22 protein-coding genes are annotated in these 22635 nt (G+C 69.9%); 13 read left to right on the top strand and 9 right to left on the bottom strand.

The window, feature by feature from the left end; genetic code table 11:
* Positions 1–306 precede the first annotated feature (306 nt).
* From AC1RSK_RS03630 to AC1RSK_RS03610, 5 genes are read left to right on the top strand one after another with little or no spacing between them, the layout of a single operon-like run.
* A complete protein-coding gene (locus AC1RSK_RS03630; protein WP_492905624.1) occupies positions 307–1512 on the top strand; it encodes an acyl-CoA dehydrogenase family protein in 1206 nt (401 codons plus the stop codon).
* Positions 1509–2636: an acyl-CoA dehydrogenase family protein gene (locus AC1RSK_RS03625; protein ID WP_492905623.1), complete on the top strand. Its 1128-nt coding sequence runs from the start codon at positions 1509–1511 to the stop codon at positions 2634–2636. Before AC1RSK_RS03630 ends, AC1RSK_RS03625 begins: the two co-directional genes overlap by 4 nt.
* Positions 2637–2639: 3 nt before the next feature.
* Positions 2640–4181 carry a class I adenylate-forming enzyme family protein gene (locus AC1RSK_RS03620; RefSeq protein WP_492905621.1) on the top strand — a complete coding sequence of 514 codons (1542 nt, stop codon included), beginning with the start codon at positions 2640–2642 and terminating at the stop codon, positions 4179–4181.
* Positions 4178–5320 carry an epoxide hydrolase family protein gene (locus AC1RSK_RS03615; protein WP_492905619.1) on the top strand — a complete coding sequence of 381 codons (1143 nt, stop codon included), beginning with the start codon at positions 4178–4180 and terminating at the stop codon, positions 5318–5320. Before AC1RSK_RS03620 ends, AC1RSK_RS03615 begins: the two co-directional genes overlap by 4 nt.
* A gap of 46 nt (positions 5321–5366) precedes the next feature.
* Positions 5367–6194: a metal-dependent hydrolase gene (locus AC1RSK_RS03610; RefSeq protein ID WP_492905617.1), complete on the top strand. Its 828-nt coding sequence runs from the start codon at positions 5367–5369 to the stop codon at positions 6192–6194.
* A gap of 369 nt (positions 6195–6563) precedes the next feature.
* On the opposite strand, the gene AC1RSK_RS03605 is transcribed toward AC1RSK_RS03610, so the two are convergent.
* The 4 genes from AC1RSK_RS03605 to AC1RSK_RS03590 all read right to left on the bottom strand — a co-directional run bounded on the left by AC1RSK_RS03605 (position 6564) and on the right by AC1RSK_RS03590 (position 10515).
* Positions 6564–7340 (bottom strand): SDR family NAD(P)-dependent oxidoreductase, encoded by a 777-nt coding sequence (locus tag AC1RSK_RS03605; RefSeq protein WP_492905615.1) that lies wholly within the window; start codon positions 7338–7340, stop codon positions 6564–6566.
* A 28-nt stretch (positions 7341–7368) separates the two neighbouring features.
* A complete protein-coding gene (locus AC1RSK_RS03600) occupies positions 7369–8163 on the bottom strand; it encodes an SDR family NAD(P)-dependent oxidoreductase (RefSeq protein WP_492905613.1) in 795 nt (264 codons plus the stop codon).
* 103 nt (positions 8164–8266) lie between these two features.
* The gene (locus AC1RSK_RS03595) at positions 8267–9430 is read right to left on the bottom strand and encodes a thiolase family protein (RefSeq protein ID WP_492905611.1); all 1164 of its coding nucleotides are present in this window, start codon (positions 9428–9430) and stop codon (positions 8267–8269) included.
* Positions 9427–10515: an amidohydrolase family protein gene (locus AC1RSK_RS03590; RefSeq protein ID WP_492905610.1), complete on the bottom strand. Its 1089-nt coding sequence runs from the start codon at positions 10513–10515 to the stop codon at positions 9427–9429. The genes AC1RSK_RS03595 and AC1RSK_RS03590 overlap by 4 nt, the downstream gene beginning before the upstream one ends.
* A 110-nt stretch (positions 10516–10625) precedes the next feature.
* Here AC1RSK_RS03590 and AC1RSK_RS03585 point away from each other — a divergent pair, with 110 nt between their 5' ends.
* The 5 genes from AC1RSK_RS03585 to AC1RSK_RS03565 all read left to right on the top strand — a co-directional run bounded on the left by AC1RSK_RS03585 (position 10626) and on the right by AC1RSK_RS03565 (position 14169).
* A complete protein-coding gene (locus AC1RSK_RS03585; RefSeq protein WP_492905608.1) occupies positions 10626–11414 on the top strand; it encodes a FadR/GntR family transcriptional regulator in 789 nt (262 codons plus the stop codon).
* Positions 11414–11875 (top strand): PaaI family thioesterase, encoded by a 462-nt coding sequence (locus AC1RSK_RS03580; protein ID WP_492905606.1) that lies wholly within the window; start codon positions 11414–11416, stop codon positions 11873–11875. Before AC1RSK_RS03585 ends, AC1RSK_RS03580 begins: the two co-directional genes overlap by 1 nt.
* Positions 11876–12175: 300 nt before the next feature.
* Positions 12176–12934 (top strand): SDR family oxidoreductase, encoded by a 759-nt coding sequence (locus AC1RSK_RS03575; RefSeq protein WP_492905604.1) that lies wholly within the window; start codon positions 12176–12178, stop codon positions 12932–12934.
* Complete coding sequence (locus tag AC1RSK_RS03570; RefSeq protein ID WP_492905602.1) at positions 12931–13725, top strand: SDR family NAD(P)-dependent oxidoreductase; 795 nt, start codon at positions 12931–12933, stop codon at positions 13723–13725. The genes AC1RSK_RS03575 and AC1RSK_RS03570 overlap by 4 nt, the downstream gene beginning before the upstream one ends.
* A gap of 12 nt (positions 13726–13737) precedes the next feature.
* Positions 13738–14169 (top strand): VOC family protein, encoded by a 432-nt coding sequence (locus tag AC1RSK_RS03565; RefSeq protein WP_492905600.1) that lies wholly within the window; start codon positions 13738–13740, stop codon positions 14167–14169.
* Here AC1RSK_RS03565 and AC1RSK_RS03560 read toward each other — a convergent pair.
* From AC1RSK_RS03560 to AC1RSK_RS03540, 5 genes are read right to left on the bottom strand one after another with little or no spacing between them, the layout of a single operon-like run.
* The gene (locus AC1RSK_RS03560) at positions 14162–15082 is read right to left on the bottom strand and encodes an SDR family NAD(P)-dependent oxidoreductase (protein WP_492905598.1); all 921 of its coding nucleotides are present in this window, start codon (positions 15080–15082) and stop codon (positions 14162–14164) included. The genes AC1RSK_RS03565 and AC1RSK_RS03560 overlap by 8 nt on opposite strands.
* Entirely contained in the window at positions 15079–15861 is a 783-nt protein-coding gene (locus AC1RSK_RS03555) for an SDR family NAD(P)-dependent oxidoreductase (protein WP_492905597.1), read from the bottom strand. The genes AC1RSK_RS03560 and AC1RSK_RS03555 overlap by 4 nt, the downstream gene beginning before the upstream one ends.
* A complete protein-coding gene (locus AC1RSK_RS03550) occupies positions 15858–16658 on the bottom strand; it encodes an SDR family NAD(P)-dependent oxidoreductase (RefSeq protein ID WP_492905595.1) in 801 nt (266 codons plus the stop codon). Before AC1RSK_RS03550 ends, AC1RSK_RS03555 begins: the two co-directional genes overlap by 4 nt.
* Positions 16658–17230, bottom strand: a complete 573-nt coding sequence (locus AC1RSK_RS03545; RefSeq protein ID WP_492905593.1) for a nuclear transport factor 2 family protein — start codon at positions 17228–17230, stop codon at positions 16658–16660. Before AC1RSK_RS03545 ends, AC1RSK_RS03550 begins: the two co-directional genes overlap by 1 nt.
* Before the next feature lie 11 nt (positions 17231–17241).
* Positions 17242–18591, bottom strand: coding sequence for a phenylacetate--CoA ligase family protein (locus AC1RSK_RS03540; RefSeq protein WP_492905592.1), 1350 nt, complete (start codon positions 18589–18591; stop codon positions 17242–17244).
* Between the two features lie 243 nt (positions 18592–18834).
* On the opposite strand from AC1RSK_RS03540, the gene cysQ reads away from it, so the two are divergent.
* The 3 genes from cysQ (at position 18835) to cysN (ending at position 22635) form a co-directional block, all read left to right on the top strand.
* On the top strand, positions 18835–19641 hold the full coding sequence (cysQ, locus tag AC1RSK_RS03535; protein ID WP_492905590.1) for a 3'(2'),5'-bisphosphate nucleotidase CysQ: 807 nt from the start codon (positions 18835–18837) through the stop codon (positions 19639–19641).
* An 11-nt stretch (positions 19642–19652) separates the two neighbouring features.
* On the top strand, positions 19653–20594 hold the full coding sequence (cysD, locus tag AC1RSK_RS03530; RefSeq protein WP_492905588.1) for a sulfate adenylyltransferase subunit CysD: 942 nt from the start codon (positions 19653–19655) through the stop codon (positions 20592–20594).
* Between the two features lie 136 nt (positions 20595–20730).
* On the top strand, positions 20731–22635 hold the full coding sequence (gene cysN, locus AC1RSK_RS03525; protein ID WP_492905587.1) for a sulfate adenylyltransferase subunit CysN: 1905 nt from the start codon (positions 20731–20733) through the stop codon (positions 22633–22635).

The following is a 22635-nucleotide window of genomic DNA, read 5'->3' as shown; positions in this document are numbered from 1 at the left end:
CCTTGTGGGAGAAGGTGGCCCGAAGGGCCGGATGAGGGGTCGATAGGTCTTCAAGCTGCGCAGAGGTGGGCGGCGACAGGCTGTGTCGGAGGCCGGGGAGCCCCCTCATCCGTCGGCTTCGCCGACACCTTCTCCCACGAGGGGAGAAGGGAACTCTCACGGCGGCTCATTCTGTCTTGGCCGTCTTCGGCGATGGCTCATGCCGCAAGCTGGTCATCGGTCGTCCAGGGATCGTCCATACGATTTGACCGCCGGCTTTCGCAAAGCGCACTCTGGACTTGGGCGCGGAGCCCTTATCACTGGCTCATGGACTTCAACCTCACCCCCGCCGACGAGGCCTTCCGCCAGGAGGTGCGCGCCTTCATCGGCGAGGCGCTGCCGGCCGATCTCGCCCGGCGTGGGCGCCAGGGCTACCACTCGCGGCCGGATGACGTCCGCCGCTGGACCAAGATCCTCAACGCCAAGGGCTGGGCCGCCTTCCACTGGCCGGCCGAGCATGGCGGCGTCGACTGGACGGCCCTGCAGCGCTACCTGTTCGACGTCGAGCTGCGGGCGGCCGGGGCGCCGCTGTTGCAGCAGACCGGCTTCGAGCTGGTCGGGCCGGTGCTCTACACCTTCGGCGACGAGGCCCAGAAGAGCCGCTACCTGCCGGCCATCCGCGATGGCGACACCTTCTGGTGCCAGGGCTTCTCCGAGCCCAACTCCGGATCGGACCTCGCCTCCCTGAAGACCCGGGCCGTGCGCGACGGCGACCACTACATCGTCTCGGGCCAGAAGACCTGGACCTCCGAGGGGCACAAGGCCGACATGATGTTCGCCCTGGTGCGGACCGACGCCGAGAGCCGGCCGCAGGCGGGTATCTCCTTCCTGCTGATCGACATGAAGTCGCCCGGCGTCACCGTGCGGCCGATCTACACCCTGGACGAGGGGCTGAGCGTCAACGAGGTCTTCCTCGACGAGGTCCGGGTGCCGGTCGAGAACCTGGTCGGCGACGAGAACCGCGGCTGGTCCTACGCCAAGTTCCTGCTGACCAACGAGCGGGCGATGAGCGCCGAGACGCCCCACACCCGCGCCGACCTGGAGGCCTTGAAGGCCCTGGCCGAGGTGGAGCGGCGGGACGGCCGGCCGATCGCCGACGATCCGCTGTTCGCCGCCAAGCTGGCCCGGTTCGAGGTCGACCTGATGGCCCTGGAATACGCCGTGCTGCGCGTGCTGCACATGGAGGCCGACGACCCGGCCATGACCTCGGTGGCCTCGGTGCTGAAGCTGCGCGGGGCGGAGCTGCGCCAGCGGGTGGCCGACCTGGGGGTCGAGGCGCTGGGTGACCATGGGCTGGCGGTCTATCCGGACGAGGGGGCGCCGCGCATCGATGCGGCCACCCCGATCCCGCCGGCCGCCGACCACGCGGCCGGCTGGCTGGCCCGGGCGATGTTCCGCCGGGCGACGACCATCTATGGCGGCACCAACGAGATTCAACGGAACATCATCGCCAAGGCGGTCCTCGGGCTATGAACTTCACCCCGACATCCGAACAGCAGGCCCTGCGGGAAAGCGTCCGTCGCTTCTGCGAGCGCGACTACGGCTTCGAGCACCGCACCACCTTGCTGCGTAGCGAGGACGGCTTCTCGCGGGCCCATTGGGCGACCTTCGCCGAGCTGGGCTGGCTGGGGGCGGGGCTGTCGGAGGAGCTCGGCGGTTACGGCGGCGGGCCGGTGGAGACCGCCATCCTGCTGGAGGAGATGGGCCGGGCCCTGGTGCTGGAGCCCTTCCTGGCCTGCGTCGGCGCCATCCAGGCGATCGCGGCCCTGGCGCCGGCGGAGCAGCGCGACGCCTTGCTGGAGCCGATCATCGGCGGCGAAACCATCGCCGTCCTGGCCCATGGCGAGGCCGACGACACCCGGGCGGTGCGCACCGCCGACGGCTGGAGCCTGACCGGGACCAAGCGCTTCGTGCTCGGCGGGCCGGCGGCGGACCTGCTGCTGGTCCCGGCCAGGACCTCCGGCGACGACGGCGACCGGGCGGGTGTCAGCCTGTTCCAGGTCAGGGCCGACCAGCCGGGCGTGGAGCGTCGGGATTACCGCGCCGTCGACGGGCGACGGGTGGCCGACTTCACCTTCCAGACGAACCTGACCGCCGAAGCTCTGATCGGCCCGGCCGGCGGGGCGACCGAAGCCATCGGACTGGCCATCGACCACGCCACGGTCGGCCTCTGCGCCGAGGCGCTGGGGGCGATGGAGGCGGCGCTGTGGATGACCCGCGACTACCTGAAGACCCGCCAGCAGTTCGGCGTCACCCTCAACACCTTCCAGGCCCTGCAGCACCGCATGGCCGACATGCTGGTCGAGACCGAGCTGGCCCGGTCGATGCTCTACCGGGGCCTGGCGGCGCTGGCTGAGACGGACCCCGACGAACGGCGCAAGGGCGTCTCGGCGGCCAAGGCGCAGATCGGCGAGGCCGGCTATTTCGTCGGCGGCCAGGCGGTGCAGCTGCACGGCGGCATCGGGGTCACCGAGGAGTATGCGGTGGGCCACTACTTCAAGCGCCTGACCCTGGCCCGCGGCCTCTACGGCTCGACCGACATGCATCTGGCCCGCTTCGCCAGGCTGTCCCGGCCGACCAACCTGGCGGCGGAGTAGCCGATGAAAACCCTGGGAGAGCTGGTCGAGCGCAACGCCCGTTTCTTCGCCGATGACACCTGCCTGGTCTACGGCCAGCACCGCTTCACCAACCGCCAGCATGTCGGCCGCGCCCACCGGCTGGCCGCCGCCCTCCACGACGCCGGCTGCCGGCAGCAGGACCGGGTGGCCATCCTGGCGATGAACACCTTCGAGTATGTCGAGGTGTTCTCGGCCTGCTGGCTGGCCGGCTACATCGTCTCGACCGTCAACTTCCGGCTGGCGGCGCCGGAGTTCCGCTATGTGCTGGGCGACACCGCCCCCCGGGTGCTGATCTTCGAAGCCCAGTACGCCGAGGTGGTCGCCGGCCTGCGCGGCGAGTTGCCGGACATCGAGACCTACGTCTGCATCGGCGCGGCGCCGGACTGGGCAATCGCCTATGAGGATTTCCTCAGCGCGGGCGACGCGGCCGGGGCGCCGATCAAGGCCGAGCCCGGCGACATCGCCCACATCATCTACACCAGCGGCACCACCGGCCGGCCCAAGGGCGTCATGCGCAGCCATGCCTGCGAGCTGGCCTGCGCCGAGAGCATGGCCTGCATCATGGACGTGCGGCCGCGCGGCAAGATGCTGGAGGTCATGCCCTTCTTCCACGCCGGCGCCCAGTCGAGCGCCCTGGCCCAGCTGTGGCGCGGCGGCGAGATCCACATCCACCGGGCCTTCGACCCGGCCGCCGTGCTGGCGGCGGTGCAGGCCGAGCGCATCACCCACCTGCACCTGGTGCCGCTGATGGTCCAGGCCCTGGTCGAGCTGCCGCAGTTCGAGACCTTCGACCTCTCCAGCGTCGAGACCCTGCTCTATGCCGCCGCCCCGATGCCGGTGCCGGTGCTGACGCGGGCGATGGCCCGGTTCGGGCCGGTGTTCGTCAACTCCTGGGGCATGACCGAGGGCTCCGGCACCTGCCTGCCGAAACACATGCATTCGGTCGAGGGCCCGGACGCCGCCCTGCTGGGCTCCATCGGCCAGGCCTATCAGAAGGCCGAGATCCGTATCGTCGGCGAGGACGGCGCGGACTGCGCCACTGGCGTCAGCGGCGAGATCTGGCTGCGGTCCGAGGCGATGATGACCGGCTACTGGAACAACACCGCCGCCACCGTCGAGACCCTGCGCGACGGTTGGCTGCGCACCGGCGACATGGGCTATTTCGACGAGGCGGGCCGGATCTTCCTGGTCGATCGCAAGAAGGACATGATCATCTCCGGCGGGGAGAACATCTATTCCCTGGAGGTCGAGCGGGCCCTGGCGGAACACCCGGCGGTGTCGCAGGTGGCGGTGATCGGCCGGCCGGACGAGAAGTGGGGCGAGGCGGTGGTGGCGGTGGTGATCGCTCGCCCCGGCGCGGCGGCCTCGGCCGAGGAACTGATCGCCTGGTGCGCCAGCCGCATCGCCAGCTACAAGAAGCCCAAGGACATCGTCTTCGTCGCCGAGTTCCCGGTGCTGCCCAGCGGCAAGGTCAACAAGGTGGCCCTGCGCAACCTTCATGGCCGCCCCCAGGCGGCCGCATGAGCCCTCGCCCGTTCCAGATCGCGGTCCCGCAGGACAAGCTCGACCGCATCCGCGCCGCCGTGGCCGCCGCCGAGCTGCCGCCCGCGCCCGTCGATGACGCCGACTGGCGCTATGGGGTCGATGTCGCATGGCTGCGGAGCTTCCTCGACTATTGGGCCACCGAGCACGACTGGCGGGCCGAGGAGGCGCGGCTCAACCGCTTCCCGCAGTTTTTGGCTGAGGTCGATGGCCTCGACATTCACTTCTTCCATGTGAAGGGCTCGGCCTCGCGGCCCCGGCCGCTGATCCTGACCCATGGTTGGCCGGGCTCGGCTTACGAGTTCGCGGCGCTGATCGAGCCCCTGTGTCATCCCGAGCGGTTCGGCGGCGACGCCGAGGACGGTTTCGACCTCGTCATCCCCTCCCTGCCCGGCGTCGGCTTTTCCCAGACCCCGCCCCGGCCGATGGGCCCGCGCGCCATCGCCGGGCTGTGGCGCAGGCTGATGACCGATGTGCTCGGCTACCAGCGCTTCGCCGCCCAGGGCGGGGATCTGGGCAGCGCCATCTCGACCTGGCTGGGGGTCGATCACGCCGATGTCGTGGCGGCCATTCACCTGAACCTCTGCATCCCGCCGCTGACCGATCCGACCGACGATCCGGACGAGTTGAAGTGGCGGGCCGACTTCATGGCCGTGCAGCAGCGCGAGAGCGCCTACATGGTCCAGCACATGACCAAGCCGCAGACGGTGGCCGTGGCGCTGGCCGCCAGTCCCGTGGCCCTGGCCGCCTGGGTGCTGGAGAAGTTCCAGGGCTGGGGCGACACCGGCGGCGATATCGAAAGCCGGTTCTCCAAGGATGCGCTGATCGCAAACCTGATGTTTTACCTGGCGGCCGATAAGGCCGGCACGGCGATCTGGCTGTATCGGGGCGCCGCCGAGGAGCGGGCGACGGGCCGTTTCGAGGGCCAGAACGTGACGGTTCCGACCGCCATCGCCTTGTTTCCAAAGGAATTCCTGCCCCCTCCGCCTCGCCAGACCGTCGAGCGCTACTACGATGTGCAGCGGTGGTCCCAGATGCCGGCGGGGGGCCATTTCGCGGCCCTGGAAGAGCCCGAGGCGCTGACCCGGGACGTTCGCGAATTCCTGCGGGATCATCTATAATCCCAACGCTGTTCGAAAAACGGAACGGCGACAGGGAGAGACCCGGATGAAGGTGCGCTATCCGAAACTCGATTTCTCCAAGGGCCGGGCCCATTGGGCGCCGCACATCGAGTTCGCCCAGCGGGCCAACGGCAGCGGCCTGATCCCGACCTATGTCGAGCCCTACCTGGTCAAGGTGATGCTGACGGCCAAGCCGCACATCGATCCTGAGAACAAGAAGCTGCACGGCGAGGTGGCCATCTTCTGCAAGCAGGAGGCCCAGCACTGCAAGCAGCACAACCTCTTCAACGAGCGCCTGCGGGCCGAGGGCTACGAGGGCCTGGCGGCGATCGAGAAGGAACTGGCCGACGATCTGGAAGGCTTCCGCGCCACCAAATCGTTGAAGTTCAACCTCGCCTATTCCGACGGCTTCGAGGCCATGGGCGCGCTGGGCGCCCAGCTTTGGTTCGACTGCTACACCGAATACCTCGAGGGCGCCGATCCCGAGACCGTCGCCCTGTGGAAGTGGCACATGGCCGAGGAATACGAGCACCGCGAGGTGGCCTTCGACGTCTATCACCAGCTCTTTGGCCGCAAGAGCCTGTTCGACGGCTGGATCTACCGGGTCTATGGCTTCCTCTACGCCGCCAGACACCTGATGGGCTTCGGCAACCGGGCCGCCGCCTACCTGCTGGAGCAGGATCGGGCGACGATGACCCCGGCCGAACGCGAGGCGTCGGTGGCGCGCGAGGCGGCCTTCAAGAAGAAGATGGCCAAGGTGGCCATCCCCGAACTGCTGAAGGTGCTGTCGCCATTCTACAGCCCCGCCAAGCGCAAGGCGCCCGAGGGCCTGGCCGACTACCTCAAGGGGTTTGAGGCGCCGGCGGCGGCCTAGCAGGCTGTCGCCGCTGCCCGCGATCTGTCTCCTCCTTGCTGACCCCGCCTATCGAAGCGGTCAACGATTATACCGCGTCCTGGACCTGGGAAGAGGATGGCTTTCCATAAGCCTCTGATCTGATGTGACATTTCAGGTGATACCGAGGCGGTCAACGTTGGCGCCGGCGTTGACATGGCGTGGGCGCCGGGGCGGGAAATGTTGACGGCGCGGTGAGGCGGACAGGTCTACGCAGAGGGGACACATTGAATTGCCGCGCACCGCTGGAGCGAGCCTTGGCGCGCAGCTTGCGGCAATTCAACGTGTCCCCGCTTCCTTCGATGAATATGTCTAGACATATTGTCCTGCCCCGCGGGGAAGGCGGCAGCCCTAAGCCTGTGACTGCGCCTCGTCGGCCGCGAAGACGCCGCCGCTGAGCGAGGCGGAGGCGTCGCTGGACAGGAAGAGGATCAGGGAGTCGAGGTCCTTGGGCGACATGGTCCGGCGGCGGGGGAAGCCCTTGACCAGCTTCTGGCCGGCGTCGGTCGCCAGCCATTCCTCGTTCAGCTCGGTGGCGATCCAGCCGGGGCAGACGGTGTTGACGTTGATGCCCCAGCGGGCCCACTCGCGGGCGAAACCCTTGCCCATCATGGCCACCGCCGCCTTCGACAGGCTGTAGGCGGTCAGACCCGCCAGCGGCCGGAACGAGCCGACCGAGCCCAGCAGGATGATGCGGCCACGGTCCGGGGCCTGCGAGGCGATCAGCCGGCGAGCCCCCTCGCGGGCCGTCAGGTAGACGCCCTGGATGTTGACCCGCAGCAGCTGGCCCAGCTCCTCGGCCGGCAGGTCGACCGAGGCGCCCTGGGAGTTGATGCCGGCGTTGGCGATCACCGTGTCGACGGTCCCGAAGGCGCGTTCGGCGGCGTCGTAGGCGGCCTGGATGGAGGCCTCGTCCTCGACGTCCAGCTCGACGGCCTCGACCTGGCCGCCGGCGGCGCGGATGCGGCTGGCGAGGGTCTGCAGGCGATCGAGGCGGCGGGCGCCGACCACGACCTTGGCCCCGGCCGCGGCCAGGGCCAGGGCGAACTGGGTCCCCAGGCCCGAGGAGGCGCCGGTGACCAGGGCCACGCGGCCGGAAAGGTCGAAGGTCGCGGAACGGTCAGTCATTGGTAACTCCAGGTCGAGGTTGGGGCGGCTAGAACAGGCTTTTGGTGTAGCCGCCGTCGATGCGGATGGTCTCGCCGGTCAGGAAGCCGGCGCGGGTCGAGCAGAGGAAGGCGACCAGGGCGCCCATCTCTTCAGGCCGGCCCCAGCGGCCGACGGGCAGCATGGCGCGGTACCATTCGGCCGTCTTCACGCCCGTGCCCGAGGCCCGGTATTCCTGCGACAGCTCGCTGTCGAAGGGTCCGGTGGCGATGGTGTTGGCGGTGACGCCGTCCGGACCGTACTCCTGGGCCAGGCTCTTCATCAGGGCGGCGACGGCGACGCGGGTGTTGACCGCCGGCATCGGGTCTTCGAGGTGCGGCGTCTTCATGGCGATCGAGCCGATATTGACCAGCCGGCCCCAGCCCTTGGCCTTCATGGCCGGCAACGCGGCGCGGCTCAGCCAGACCTGGCTCATGACGAAGTTGCGGTGCACCTCCTCGAAGAGGTCGTCGGCGCAACTTTCGAACCCCCGGCCGCGATGGGTGACGGGGTCGGGGAAGGGTCCGGGGGAATTGACCACCAGGATGTCGGGGTCGCCGTAGGCCTGGCGGGCCGCGTCGATGATGATCGCGCAGCCGGCCTCGGTGGTCATGTCAGCGGCGATGCCGGTCGCCTCGCCGCCGCTCGCGCGGATGGCGGCGGCGGTCTCCTCGACCCGGTCGGGCAGGCGGCCGGAGAGCACGACCTTGGCCCCCTCGCGCGCCAGTTCCTCGGCGACGCCCCGGCCGCAGCCGCGGCTGCCGCCGGCGACGACGGCGATCTTTCCGGTGAGACCAAGGTCCATGGGCGCTCCCTTTGCGGCCGGCACCATGCCGCAGCGAGGCGCGGCGGGCGACGCCGCGCGGGGCAGGATCGCAAGGGCGATCCTGCTTCCAGCGGAAAGGGATCTACCCCCGCGCCAGCAGGGCCATCTCGATGTGGCGGGCGCCGGAGCCGGCGTTGGTGGCCAGGGCCAGTTCGGCGCCGGAGACCTGGCGATCGCCGCAGGTCCCGCGCAGCTGGCGGACGCATTCGATGACCTTCAGGGTCAGCTGGCCGGTCATGATCCAGCTGTGCGACTGCAGGCCGCCGTCGAGGTTGGTCGGGGCCGAGCCGGTGCGGGTCAGCCGGTCGCCGGCCGCGAAGTCGGCCCCCTCGCCTTCGCCGCAAAGGCCGAGCATCTCGAACTGGCGCACCACCTCGAAGGCGACAGCGTCATAGAGGGAGAAGACATCGACGTCGGAGGGACGCACGCCGGCCTTGCCGAACGCGCGGGCCACGGCCGCCTTGCCGACGGCCTTCATCTCCTCATAGCGCGGCGGGTTGGCGTAGGCGGCGCCCCAGAACTCCATGCCGCCGCCGATCACCGACACCGGCTGCTGACGCAGGTCGCGGGCCCGCTCGGCCGTGGTCACCACGATGGCGCAGGCGCCCTCCGAGACCAGGCTGCATTCCAGCCTATGCAGCGGCGAGGCGATCATCGGCGAGGCCAGGATGTCGGCCACTGTGTAGGGCCCCTGGCCGAACATCACCGCTTCCGGATTGACGTGGCCATGGTTGCGGATGGTGGCGGCGACGTGGGCGATCTTCTCGGGGGCGACGCCGAACTCATGCATGTAGCGCTGCGCCACCAGGGCGAACTGGACCATGGCCGTGGAGCCGTAGGGGTCGGCGAACTCGTTGCCGTCGCCGGCCCCGACCGCGTCGCCGCCCGGCTCATAGGCGCCGACCGAGCCGGAGCCGATGACGACGGTGTCGCAGAGGCCGGCCTCGATGGCGGCGGAGGCCTTGAGCAGGGCGCGGGCCCCCGCCAGGTCGCTCCAATGCTCTTGCGTGAAGGACAGCGGGTTCTTGAAGAACCGCGCCCAGCTGCCGACCTCGTTCGGAACCCCGCCCGGACCCGGCCAGAGGATGGCGGCGCCGTCGACGTCGCGCGGCGACAGGCCGGCGTCGGCGCAGGCGCCGTTGGCCGCCTCCATCATCAGCTCGAGCGGCTTGCGGTCCGGCAGCCGCCGCGCCTGCTTGGTGACATACAGGCCGGCGACGGTGGCCCGGCGGGCGCCCGCGGTCATGCCGCGAGCAGGGCTTTGGGCATGGTGACGCCGAACAGCTCCTCGAAGGCGCCCAGGGTGATGCGGTTGCGCACATCGACCGGCACGCCCTCGAACAGGTGGTGCAGCACCTCCTGGGTCTTGGGGAAGGTGCCTTCCAGGTGCGGGTAGTCGGAGCCCCAGAGGACGTTGTTGTAGCCGAAGTGCTGCAGGGCCGGGACGGCCGAGACGTCATGCTGGAAGGAGGAATAGACCTGGTCGTAGATGGCCTGGCCGGGGCGGCGCTCGAGCGGCGGACGCACCCAGCGCTGGTGCTGGCGGAAGGCCTCGTCGAGGCGGTCGGCCAAGGCCGGGATCCAGGCGCAGCCGGCTTCGGCGGTCAGCACCTTCATGTTGCGGAAGCGGTCGAGGGCGCCGCTGGAGACCAGGTGGACGACGCAGCGCTGGGCCGGGATCGTCGTCTCCCAATAGTTGATCAGCGCCCCGCCGGGGCCGCGGGTGACCACCAGTTCGGCGGTGCCGGTGCCGACGTGGAAACAGACCACCATGCCGGTGTCGTTGGCGACGGCCCACAGGGCGTCCCATTCGGTCATGTTGTATTCGAGGTGCTTGGGCAGGGTGGTCGGCAGGCAGATGGCCTTGAAGCCCAGCTTGGCGCAGCGCTTGGCCTCTTCCACCGCATCGTCGATGTTGACCGACGACAGCATGGCGGCGGGCAGGTAGCGCTCGGAACGCTTGATCAGCTCGGCATGGGCCCAGTCGTTGTAGACGCGGGCGCATTCGCGGGCCAGTTCACGGTCCTCGATGACCGTCATCCACAGGCCGGTGGAGGCGAACACCACCTCGGCCCAGATGCCCTGCTCGTCGAGGTCGGCCATGCGCAGGTCGAGGTTCAGCATGCCGGGCGGGGAGATGGCGTCCAGCATGTCGGGCTTGGCGAAATACACCGACTTGTTGTCGACGATGTAGACGTCGTTCTTCTCTTCGCGGGAGATGCGCGGGCCCCGGCTCTTCAGGTGGGCGGGCAGGTTGTCCTCCCACAGGGTCGGCGGTTCCCAGACGTGGCTGTCCGCCGAATTCACCCAGATCTTGCCCGTCTCGGCCATGGTCGCATCTCCTCAGGTCGACGTTGATTTTGCGCCCCGACGTGGGTTATAGTCAATTATATAACTCATTGCATACGCGATGCTGTGTCGCAGCGATGTTGGGAGAGGCGATGACGGCGCCGCAACGAGATCGTTCCCCCGCACGTCGGGCGCGCGGCCGGGGTTTCCGGGTCCCCAAGACCTCGGAGGTCATCGCCCGCTGGATGCGCAAGGACATGCATGACCAGCGGCTGAGCCCCGGCGACGCCCTGCCCTCCGAGGTCGAGCTGCGCAACCAGTTCGAGGTCTCGCGCCCGACCCTGCGCGAGGCCCTGCGGATCCTGGAATCGCAGCAGCTGGTGCGCATCGCCCGCGGCGCCACCGGCGGGGCCCGCTACAACCTGCCCGGCATCGGCATGGTGGCCGAGCACACCGGCATCTATCTGGAGGCCCACCGCACCACCCACGGGGATTTCACGCAGGCGCGGCTAAACATCGAGCCCTGCGTCGTCGGCTTCATCGCCGAGCACGCCAGGCTTGAGGACCTGGGCCCCCTGCGGGCCTCGGTGGCGGCGCACCGCGAGGCGATGGGCGACATCGTCCGCTTCAGCCGCGAGCATGAGCATTTCTACGAACTGCTGGCCGGGCTCTGCACCAACCAGACCCTGAGCCTGTTCCTGATGATCCTGCGCGGCATCATGGCCGCCCAGACCGACCTGATGAGCGACGAGTTGCTGGTCCGAGGCGAGCGGTCGGAGGAGACCCTGGCCGCCCACGTCCGCGCCAAGGAGACCCTGCTGACCCTGATCGAGGCCCGCGACCGGGCCGGGGCCGAGGACCTCTGGCGCCGCCACCTGGCCGCGCAGCTCAAGCAGCTGACCGAGGGCGGCCGGGGCGAACTTTTGGTCAAGACCTACTGATGGAAGATTCCGCGATCCGGCTATGCGCCAGCTGCACCCGCACCGGTGTCTGCCGGCTGGGCCTCACCGAAGAACGGCTGGTCGAGCCGAGCGTCTCGGTGACGAAACTGGTCTGCGGCGCCGAGCACGAGGGCGGCCCGGGCGTCGCCCACGGCGGCTGGACGGCGGCGGCGATGGACGAGGTGCTGGGCCACCTCAACCTCCTGATGGGCCAGATGGCGGTGACCGGCTCGCTGACGGTCGACTTCCTCAAGCCCGTGCCGATCGAGCGGCCGCTGGAACTGCGCGCCTGGTGCGAGGGCGTCGAGAACGGCCGGCGGCGCAACCACGGCGAACTGACCCTGGCGGCGACGGGGGCGGTGCTGGCGCGGGCGCATGGGGTGTTCGTCGAGCGCGACCAGAGCCATTTCGAACGCTACCGACGCTGGATCGCCGAGCAGGATGCGCGGGCGGGGGGTTAGGCCCCCTCACCGTCGTCATCCTCGGGCTTGTCCCGAGGACCCATGGCTCAGCCGCCGCGAACTTTTGCATTGGAGGCGCGGCCGCGCCTCCACCCCACCGTGAGTGCGGCGGACACATGGGTCCTCGGGACAAGCCCGAGGATGACGAGTGTTGGGGGCGATGATGAGTGTGAGGGGTGGCGATGTGGCGCCGAAGGAGCACCGCATGGACGATATGTCCAACACGCTCGCCCCGGCCGCGCCAAGGCCGGATAGTGTCGGCGTCGACCGCCTCAAACCCTGGGGCCAAGGGAGCGATGGATGAGCGCGAGCGGCTTGCCGGCGGATGGGGGATGGCTGAGGGACCGGCGGGTCTGGGTCCTCTCCAGCGGCCACGACATCCTGTCGGGCCTGACCGCCGGCCTGGCCGACAACGGCGCGCGAGTGGGCCTGGCCAGCGACGATGACGCCACCCCGGCCCCGGACGGCGCGGCCCGCACCCACGGCGCGTTCGACAGCCAAGCCGCCGCCGACGCAACGGTCGGACGGCTGGCCAAGGCGGCCGGCGAGCCCGAACTGGTGGTGCTCAGCGTCCTGCCGGCCGAGGCCATGCGCCTGGCCCCCCTCAGCGGCCTCGACGGCGCCCAATGGCAGGCCGGGGCCTGTGACGGCCTGCGCGACACCCTCTACCTGCTGCGGGCCCTGGGGCCGCGGATCAAGGATCGCGGCGTCGCCGTGGTCATGGTCGGTCCCTCCCTGTCCCTGGTCGGCTGCGCCAGCCTGGTGGCGCTGACCACCCTGCTGGAGGGCCAGCGCGGGCTGATGAAGTCGGTTGCCCGCCAGTGGGGCGGGTCCGGCGTCAGCCTCAACTGGATCGCCGCCGCGCCGCGCGCCCTGTCGCCCGTCTTCGACGCCGCCCCGCTGGCGGCCAAGCCGGACGCGGTCAGCGTGGCGCTCGGCCGTCCGCTCGACCCGCGCCGCGACATCGCGCCGATCGTCGGCTTCCTCGGCAGCCCCGCCGGCCGAGCGATCACGGGCATGACCCTGACGCTCGACGGCGGCGAATGGATGGTGCCATGACTCCCATGGATTGGACACGGGCCCCGGACCTGCTCAAGGGCCGCACGGCCATCGTCACCGGGGCCGGCGGCGGCATCGGCCGGGGCCTGGCCTGCGCGCTGGGCCTGGCCGGGGCCAATGTGGTCATCGCCGCCCGCCGCGCCGCCACCGGCGAGGAGACCGCCGCCCTGGTCCGCGAGGCCGGCGGCATCGCCCTGGCCGCCGAGACCGATGTCGCCGACCGCGCCGCCGTCGACCGCATGGTCGCCGCCGCCGCCCAGGCCTTCGGCGGCGTCGACATCGCCATCCACAACGCCTCCAGCGGCCTGTCGGGCAAGAGCTTCAAGCTGGAGGAGGTCACCGACGCCGACTGGGACGAGCAGTGCGGCGTCGCCCTGGGCGCCGCCTTCCACCTGGCCCAGGCGACCTTCCCCTATCTGAAGGACACCGGACGGGGACGGTTCATTGTCTTCAACTCGTCTCAGGGCCTGCACGGCGGGGCGATGAACCCGGTCTACGCAGCGACCAAGAGCGCCCAGCGCGGCTTCGTCAAAGCCCTGGCCCGCGAGTGGGGCCCCTACGACATCGTCGTCAACGCTGTCGCCCCGGCCGCCCTCACCGACGCCGCCAAGACCTATCTGGAGAGCGATCCCGAGCGCAGCGCCAAGGCCATGGCCAGCTTCCCGCTCGGCCGCATGGGCGACATGCGCGACGACATCGGCGGGGCGGTGGTGGCCCTGTGCAGCGACTACTGGCGCTATGTCACCGGCCTCACCGTGCCGGTCGACGGCGGCTACTACACGGCGCTCTGAAGGAGGCCCCGCATGAAGTTCCTGCACTTCGGCTTCAAGGTCCACGACATCGAGAAGACCAGCGCCGCCTATCGCGAGCTGTTCGGCCTCGACTGGGAGCCGATCAAGGAATTCGCCATGGCCACCCGCGTCGGCGACACGGTCGGCGAGGTGCGCAGCAAGGTCACCCACGCCTGGACCGACGACGGGGTCGAGATCGAGCTGGTGCAGACGGTGGCGGGACACTCGGCCGACGACGCGCTGCTGGGCGAGCGCGAGGGCATGTCGCACCTGGCCTTCGAGGTCGAGGACCTGGCGGCCGAGCGGGCCAGGGCCGAGGCGCGCGGAGCCAACATCCTCAGCGAGGGGACGGCGACGCGGGCGTCCTGGTTCTTCCTCCACGACGAGCGGCTGGGTGGGGCGCTGGTGCAGCTGGTGCAACTCCACCAGCAGCCTGCTACCTGATCAGGCCGAGCTCGGTCAGCCGCTGGAGGATCTCGGCCTTCTGGGCCAGGTCGCCGGTCTCCGAGACGTTGCGCGGGACGCGGTAGCCGGTCTCGTCGCGGATGTCGTCCCAGCGGGCCAGCAGAGTCTCGGCCGTGAAGTCGGCCGGGGCCAGGGTCACCCCTTGGGTCTCGGCGATGAAGGCGCGGGCCGCGTGGGCGCCGCCGGAGAGGAAGATCTCGCCGGTCACCGGACAGTCGTCGCTCATCAGAACCACCGCCAGCGGGGCCACCAGGTCGGGCGGCTGCAGGGCGCGCAGCAGGTCGAGGGCCTGCGGGTCAGCGACCGTCTCCTCGGTCATGCGGGTGGCCGCCGCCGGGGCGATGGCGTTGACCTTGACGCCAAGGCGGTCGCCTTCGAGGGCCAGGGCGCGGGTCAGGCCGAGCAGGGCGCCCTTGGCCAGGGCGTATTCGGTGAATTGCGGCATGCCGTAGAGGGCCGCCTGCGAGGTCGTCAGCAGCACCCGGCCCCGGCCCGAGGCGGCGAGATGCGGCCAGGCGGCCTGCAGCAGACGCCAGGGGCCGAAGACGTTGACCGACAGCATGGCGCCCAGGTCGTCCTCGGAGAGCTCGGTGAAGGCCTTTCGCTTGGCATTGATCGAGGCGTTGATGATCACCCCGTCCAGGGATCCGAAGCGGGCCATCGTGCTGGAGACGATGGCGGCCGCCGCCTCGGGCGCGGCGGCGTCGCCGGGGGCGGCCAGGGCCGAGCCGCCGGCGGCGACGATCTCTTCGACCACGGCCTCGGCCGCCGCTGCGTCGATATCGTTGACGACGACCTGGGCGCCACGCTCGGCGAAGGCGCGGGCGTAGCCGCGGCCGATGCCGTGGCCGGCCCCGGTGATGACCAGCGTGCGCCCTTCGAAGCTGATCATGGCGCCGCTCGCGGCGCGGCGAACCTGACCGGGTTGAGCACCGGCCCGGCCACATGCTGGCCGCCGTCGGCGTGGATGGTCTGGCCGGTGACGAAGGCGCTGTCGTCCGACGCCAGGAACAGGGCCGCCGCGCCGACGTCCTCAACCGGATCGCCGACCCGGCGAAGGGGCAGCTGGCCGGTCCAGAGGTCGATGATGCGCGGTCGCTGCTCATGAGCGGCGCGGTACTCGGGCGTCTCGGCCAGGGGCAGCAGCAGGTTGACCGCGATCTGATGGCGGCCCCAGTCGAGGGCGGCGCTGCGGGTCAGCCCGACCAGGGCCCAGGCGGCGGCGTTGTAGGGGCCGATCGCTTCGTTGACGGTCTCGCCGTAGCGGTGGCCGACGGTGATGATGCGGCCCCAGCGCTGGGCCGAGAGGGTCGGGAACACCGCCCGCATCGCCGTGGCGGCCAGGCCGACGGCGGCCAGGGCGCGCTCGAAAGCGGCGGCGTCCTGGTCCTCCAGGCTCGCCGGATCGGGACCCGGCAGGGTGTTGCAGACCAGGATGTGCGCCCCGCCCAGGCGTCCGATCAGCGCCTCAATGGCGGCCTTGAGGTCGCCGGCGGCGAAGCCCTGTCCGACCGCCCCGGCGCCGATCTCTCCGGCGACGGCCTCGGCCGTGGCGGCGTCCGCGTCCAGGACCCCCACCCTCGCGCCCTCGCGGGCCAGCCGCAGGGCGATGCCGCGTCCGATGCTGTCGGCGCCCAGGACCAGGGCGATCTTTCCGGTCAGTTGGGTCACGAAGCTTGCTCCGCCAGGCCATGCAGCTGCGGCAGCCCCGACAGGAACTGCCCGCCGTCGACGAACAGGGTCTCGCCGGTGATGAAGCGGCCGGACTCCGAGACCAGCCCGAGCACCGCCGCGCCGATGTCCTCCTCGGGACGCCCGTGCCGGCGCATCGGAATGGATTTGGCCGAAGCCTCGGCCCGCGCCGGGTCATCCTTGAAGAAGGCCTCGTAGGACGGGCTGAGGCCCGACGGCATGATGGCGTTGACGGTGATGCCGTGCTCGCCAAGCTCGTTGGCCAGCGTGCGGGTCAGCCCGCGGATGGCTTCCTTGGTGGCGTTGTAGGCGGCGCCGTAGCGGGAGCCGAACACCGCGTTGATCGAGCCGAAGTTGATGATCCGGCCGCCGCCCCGGGCCCGCATGAACGGAAAGGCCGCCCGCGCCGTCGCCAGCGAGGCGTAGAGGCCGGACCGCAGGACCATGTCGAACCAGGCGTCGTTGGCCGGGTCGAGCGTCTCGACCGCCGGGGCCAGGGCCTGGGCGTTGTTGACCAGGATGTCGACGCCGCCGAGCCGCGCCGCCGCCTCCTCGATCAGCCCCTCGGCCGCCGCGCTGTCGGACAGGTCAGCCGGCAGGAAGATGGCCCGGGCGCCCAGAGCTGTCAGCCGCTCCAGCACCCGCTGGCCGCGCTCCAGCGAGCGCCCGTTGACGACAATCGCCGCCCCCTCCCGCGCCAGGCGCATTGCGATGCCCTCGCCCAGTCCCTGGGTGGAGCCGGTGACGACGGCGACCTTGCCTGCCAGGCGCTGCATCAGGACCTCGCCGGCAGGCGGGTGATCGCGGCCAGGTCCTCGTCGCTGGTCTTGGCCCAGAACGACAGCCAGCTGGGCCGATTGACCATCATGCCGGGCGAATGCTTCGGCGCCGGGCCGGGCCAGCGCTGGAAGTCGGCGTCCTGCGGATGCTCCAGCACGTCGCAGGTGTAGAAGAAATCCTCGGCCCGGCGGGCGAAGTACCAGCGGCCGTCTCGGCGTTCGTAGGCATCCACATAGACCGCCGCCTGGACGATCCACTGGTCACCGTACTCATGCTCGCAGCGGCAGTAGACGCGGCCCTGCGCGTGGTCGCCGTCGATGACGTCGACGACATGGCCGCAGACCTGATGCACCGAGCGGTAGAAGGTGCTGATGGCCGGTTCGATGAAGGTCCGCAGCGCCTCGCGGCCCCTGCCCCGCCGGCCGCAGTCGACGTCGTCGACGAACAGGGTGAGCCAGGTGTCGATGTCGCGCTCGTCGACGGCCATGGCGTAGCGCACGGCCAGGGCCTGGATTTCCTGGATCGATTCCATGCGGTCCAGGCGGGCGAGAAGGGCGGCGTCGGTCATGGGGAGTTCCTTCAGGCAGTCGCCAGAGCGCCGCGAACGTAGGACTCGATGGTCCCGGCGCAGCCGATGTGGTCGTCGGCTCCGGGCTCGGCCCAACGGGTGATGCTGTCAAGCAGGGTCGGGCCATGGCGGCCGCACGGACAGGGGCGGAAGTCGACCCTGACCTTGTCGCCGGAGATCATGCCGCCCCAGCGACCCTCGAGGCTGAGGTCGAGGAAGGCGAAGCGGCCGACGACCTTGCCGTCGACGGCGTCGGCCTGCGTCAGCAGCCGCTCGCCCGGCTGGTCGAGGATCAGCATGATCAGGCCGGGCGCGCGGTGGTAGCGGCCGGCCTCGCAGCGGACCATGGTCTGGGCCATCTCGGTCATGCCGTAGCCGGACGGGCGGACGACATCGCCGTAGAAGCGGTCAACCTGCTGGCGGTAGTCCGGCGGCAGGGCAATCCCCTTCACCCCGCCGCCGGCCCCGATGACGGTCTCTCTGTGGAAATCGCCGTCGGGGATGCCGAGCTCGCGGGCCCGCTCGATGATCATCATGTGCTGCGACCACAGGCCGGTCAGGGCCATGGGCTCGTGGCGGCGGGCCAGGACCTGGTCGGCGAAGGCGCGGACCGCCTCGTCCATGCGCCGGCCGCGCTCGTTGGCGGCGGCCTCGAAGGCGGCGATCTCGCCGGGCGTCGCCGTGCCGTCGGCCATGCGCTTGCGCATCGCCTGGCCCTCGGCGATCTGGGCCATGCGCAGGGGCTCGTCGGTGAGGAAGTGGGCGTCGCCGGGCGGGGCCCACAGCTGGGCAGCGATCTGGGCCGCCTCGATGACGCTGCTCGCCCCGGCGGTCGGGCCAAGCGAGAAGAAGGGCCGGTCGCCGGCGGCCTTGACCCAGGGCCAGCCGAGCATCTTCTTCCAGTGGCGCAGCTTGCGGTCCATGTCGTCGGGCGCATGGTTGAGGAAGGAGCAGCGGCCGGTGGTGCCGCTGGTGGCCAGGATGTGGTGGCCGGCGGCCTCCAGCCGGGCGATCCAGTCGTCGGCGTCGGCGACGCCGGTGACATCGACATCGGTGGTCCTGCGCACCGACAGGGTCTGCAGCCAGACCAGCATGCGGTCCCAGCGGCCGGTCTCGACGAAGCTCTGCGGGTAGGACTTGTAGACGGTGTGGGAGAACAGCAGCGGCACGAGGTCGGCCAGGGTGGCGATCTCAGTCACGCCCGCCTCCTCGGCCCGACGACGCAGGACGGCGATCTGCTCGCGCCGTTCCGTGAACAGCTCGCGGGCGGCCTCCAGCTGCAGGGCCTCGACCTGGGCGGGGTCCTGGTCAAAGGGGTCTGGCGCATCGATCAGGTCGAGCAGGCGCTGGCGGGCGGTCATGGCGTTGTCTTCCTCCGCGAGCGCGTGCGTTGGCGCCCGGCGGACCGTCGAATTGTCCCTGTCCGACCGTCGAGGGTCGATCCGGCCAACGATAGTCGACGATAGCGCCATGGCGACCGCCGGCTGGCCTGGCCGCCCTGTGATCGCGTCAGCGATCAGACCACCGGCGCGGGCGGCCTCCGATTGACTTGCGGTCGGCCGGCCCGATGAGGTGGCGGACTTCAAGCGCTGTCCGGAGGCCCCATGCTGAACGATCTGGTGAACGCCGCCGTCGAGGCGGGGGCCTCGATCCTGAAGGTCTATGCCGAACCGGACTTCGCCTCGCGGGTGAAGCTGGACGGTTCGCCGGTCACCGAGGCCGACGCCGCCGCCGAGGCCATCATTCTGACGCGGCTGGCCGAGATCGCGCCGGAGACGCCGGTGGTCGCCGAGGAAGAGGCCGCCGAAGGCCGCGTGCCGCTCACCGGCCGCCGCTTCTTCCTCGTCGACCCGCTGGACGGCACCAAGGAGTTCCTGAACCGCAACGGCGACTTCACCGTCAACATCGCCCTGATCGAGGACGGTCGGCCGGTGCTGGGCGTCGTCTATGCCCCGGCGCTTGGCGAGATCTTCGTTGGCGAAGACGGCGTTGGGGCCCAGCGGGCCGAGGTGGTCGATGGCGTCGTCGGGCCCTGGCGGCCGATGGCGGTGCGCGAGACGCCCGAAGCGGGCCTCGACGTGGTGGCCAGCCGCTCGCACCTGTCCGAAGAGACCCGCGAATTCGTCGCCCGCTTCAAGGTCGCCGACATGGTCTCGGCCGGCTCTTCGCTGAAGTTCTGCCGGGTGGCGGCGGGTGACGCCGACCTCTATCCGCGCCTGGGCCGCACGATGGAATGGGACACGGCGGCCGGCGACGCCGTCGTCCGCGCGGCCGGCGGATCGGTGCGCACCATGGACGGCCAGCTGTTGGCCTACGGCAAGCGCGACCAGGCCGATGACAGCGACTTCGCCAATCCCTGGTTCGTGGCCTGCGGTCCCTTCGACCCCTTCGCCGTCGCCGAATTCGCCTGAAGGACCCCAGCTTGATCCAGACAACCGAACGCACGACGGCCGGGCTGACGCCGCAGCGGCTGACCCACCTGCAGCGGCTGGAAGCCGAGAGCATCCACATCATGCGCGAGGTGGCCGCCGAGGCCGAACGCCCCGTGATGCTCTACTCGATCGGCAAGGACAGCGCCGTCATGCTGCACCTCGCCGCCAAGGCCTTCTATCCAAGCAAGCCGCCCTTCCCGCTGCTGCACGTCGATACGACCTGGAAGTTCCAGGCCATGTACGAGATGCGCGAACGCATGGCCAAATCGCTCGGCTTCGAGCTGTTGGTCCACAAGAACCCGGAAGCCGTCGAGAAAGGCATCAACCCCTTCGACCATGGCAGTGCGGTGCATACCGACGTTTGGAAAACCGAGGGGCTGAAGCAGGCGCTCGACAAACACGGCTTTGACGCCGCCTTCGGCGGGGCCCGCCGCGACGAGGAGAAGTCCCGCGCCAAGGAGCGCATCTTCTCCTTCCGCTCGGCCCAGCACCGCTGGGATCCCAAGAACCAGCGGCCCGAACTGTGGAAGCTCTACAACGCCCGCAAGAGTCCCGGCGAGAGCGTGCGGGTCTTCCCGATCTCCAACTGGACCGAGCTCGACATTTGGCAATACATCCACCTGGAGAACATCCCCATCGTGCCGCTCTACTTCTCGGATGTCCGTCCGGTGGTCGAGCGCGACGGCGCCCTGATCATGGTCGATGACGACCGCATGCCGCTGCGCGACGGCGAGACACCGATGATGAAGTCGGTCCGCTTCCGCACCCTCGGCTGCTACCCGCTGACCGGCGCGGTGGAGAGCACCGCCGCCACCCTCCCCGAGATCATCCAGGAGATGCTGCTGACCACCACCAGCGAGCGCCAGGGCCGAATGATCGACCACGATCAGGCGGCGTCCATGGAGAAGAAGAAACAGGAAGGGTATTTCTGATGCTTGCCTCCTCCACCGACCATGCTCGCGAAGGCGGGCATCCATGCATAGCCAACCTCATGCGCCGCCACCCGAAGGCCGCCCGCGTATGGATGCCCGCCTTCGCGAGCATGATCGGTGTTGAGGTGAACGCCTGATGGCCCACGTTTCAGACCTTATCGAGACCGACATCGACGCCTACCTGCTGGCCCACCAGCACAAGAGCCTGCTGCGGTTCCTGACCTGCGGCTCGGTGGACGACGGCAAGTCGACCCTGATCGGCCGCCTGCTCTACGACTCCAAGATGATCTTCGAGGACCAGATGGCCGCCCTGGAGGCCGACTCCAAGCGGGTCGGCACCCAGGGCGGCGACATCGACTTCGCCCTCCTCGTCGATGGCCTGGCCGCCGAGCGCGAGCAGGGCATCACCATCGACGTCGCCTACCGCTTCTTCTCGACCGACAAGCGCAAGTTCATCGTCGCCGACACCCCCGGCCACGAGCAGTACACTCGCAACATGGTCACCGGCGCCTCGACCGCCGACGCCGCCGTCATCCTGATCGACGCCCGCAAGGGCATCCTCACCCAGACCCGCCGCCACAGCTTTCTGGTCAGCCTGCTGGGCATCCGCCACGTCATCCTGGCGGTCAACAAGATGGACCTGATCGGCTGGTCGAGGGAGGGCTTCGAGCAGATCGTCGACGACTACCGCGACTTCGCCGCCCAGATCGGCCTGACCGACGTCACCGCCATCCCGATCTCCGGCCTGAAGGGCGACAACATCGCCACCCGCGGCGCCAAGAGCCCCTGGTACGCCGGCCCCACCCTGCTGGAGCACCTGGAGACCGTCGAACTTGACGAAGACCGGCTGCGCGCGGGCCCGTTCCGCATGCCGGTGCAGTGGGTCAACCGCCCGGACCTCGACTTCCGGGGTTTCAGCGGCTTCATCGCCGGCGGGACCGTGCGTCCCGGCGACAAGGTGCGGGTGCTGCCGTCCGGCCGCACCTCCAGCGTCAGCCGCATCGTCACCCTCGACGGCGACCTGGCCGAGGCCGCCGCCGGCCAGTCGGTGACCCTGACCCTGGCCGACGAGATCGACGTTTCCCGAGGTGACGTCCTGGCCGCCGCCGACCAGCCGCCGGAGGTCGCCGACCAGTTCGAGACCACCCTGGTGTGGATGGCCGACGAGCCGCTGCTGCCGGGCCGTCCCTACTGGCTGAAACTGGGCGCCAAGCTGGTCTCGGCCCAGGTCACCGAGATCAAGCACAAGGTCAACGTCAACACCCTTGAGCACCTGGCCGGCAAGACGCTGGAGCTCAACGAGATCGCCGTCTGCAACCTGTCGCTCGACCAGCCGATCGCCTTCGACCCCTACCAGGACAACAAGGACCTCGGCGGCTACATCCTGATCGACCGGATGAGCAACGCCACGGTCGCCGCCGGGATGATCCACTTCGCCCTGCGCCGCAGCCACAACATCCATTGGCAGGCCCTGGACGTCTCGCGCCAGTCCCGCGCCGAGGCCAAGCGCCAGAAGCCGGCCGTGCTGTGGTTCACCGGCCTGTCGGGGGCGGGCAAGTCGACCATCGGCAACATCCTGGAAAAGAAGCTTCACGCCGAGGGCCGCCACACCTATCTGCTGGACGGCGACAATGTCCGCCACGGCCTCAACCGCGACCTCGGCTTCACCGACGCCGACCGGGTCGAGAACATCCGCCGGGTCGCCGAGGTGGCCAAGCTGATGGCCGACGCCGGGCTGATCGTCATCGTCTCCTTCATCTCGCCCTTCCAGGCCGAGCGGGCAATGGCGCGGGCCCTGATGCCCGAAGGCGAGTTCATCGAGGTGTTCGTCGACACCGCCCTGGCCGTGGCCGAGAGCCGGGACGTCAAGGGCCTCTACAAAAAGGCCCGGGCCGGCGAGCTGAAGCATTTCACCGGCGTCGACAGCGCCTATGAGCCGCCCGAGCACCCGGAGATCCACCTCGACACCAGCACCGCGCCGCCGGAGGACTCCGCCGACGTCATCCTGGCCGAGCTGCGGGTCCGGGGGGTGATCCTCTGA

It is taken from the genome of Caulobacter sp. GW821-FHT11A05 (assembly GCF_058809015.1).
Note: the sequence above shows the minus strand (reverse complement) of the source record. Positions and strands in the feature narration are given on the sequence as shown.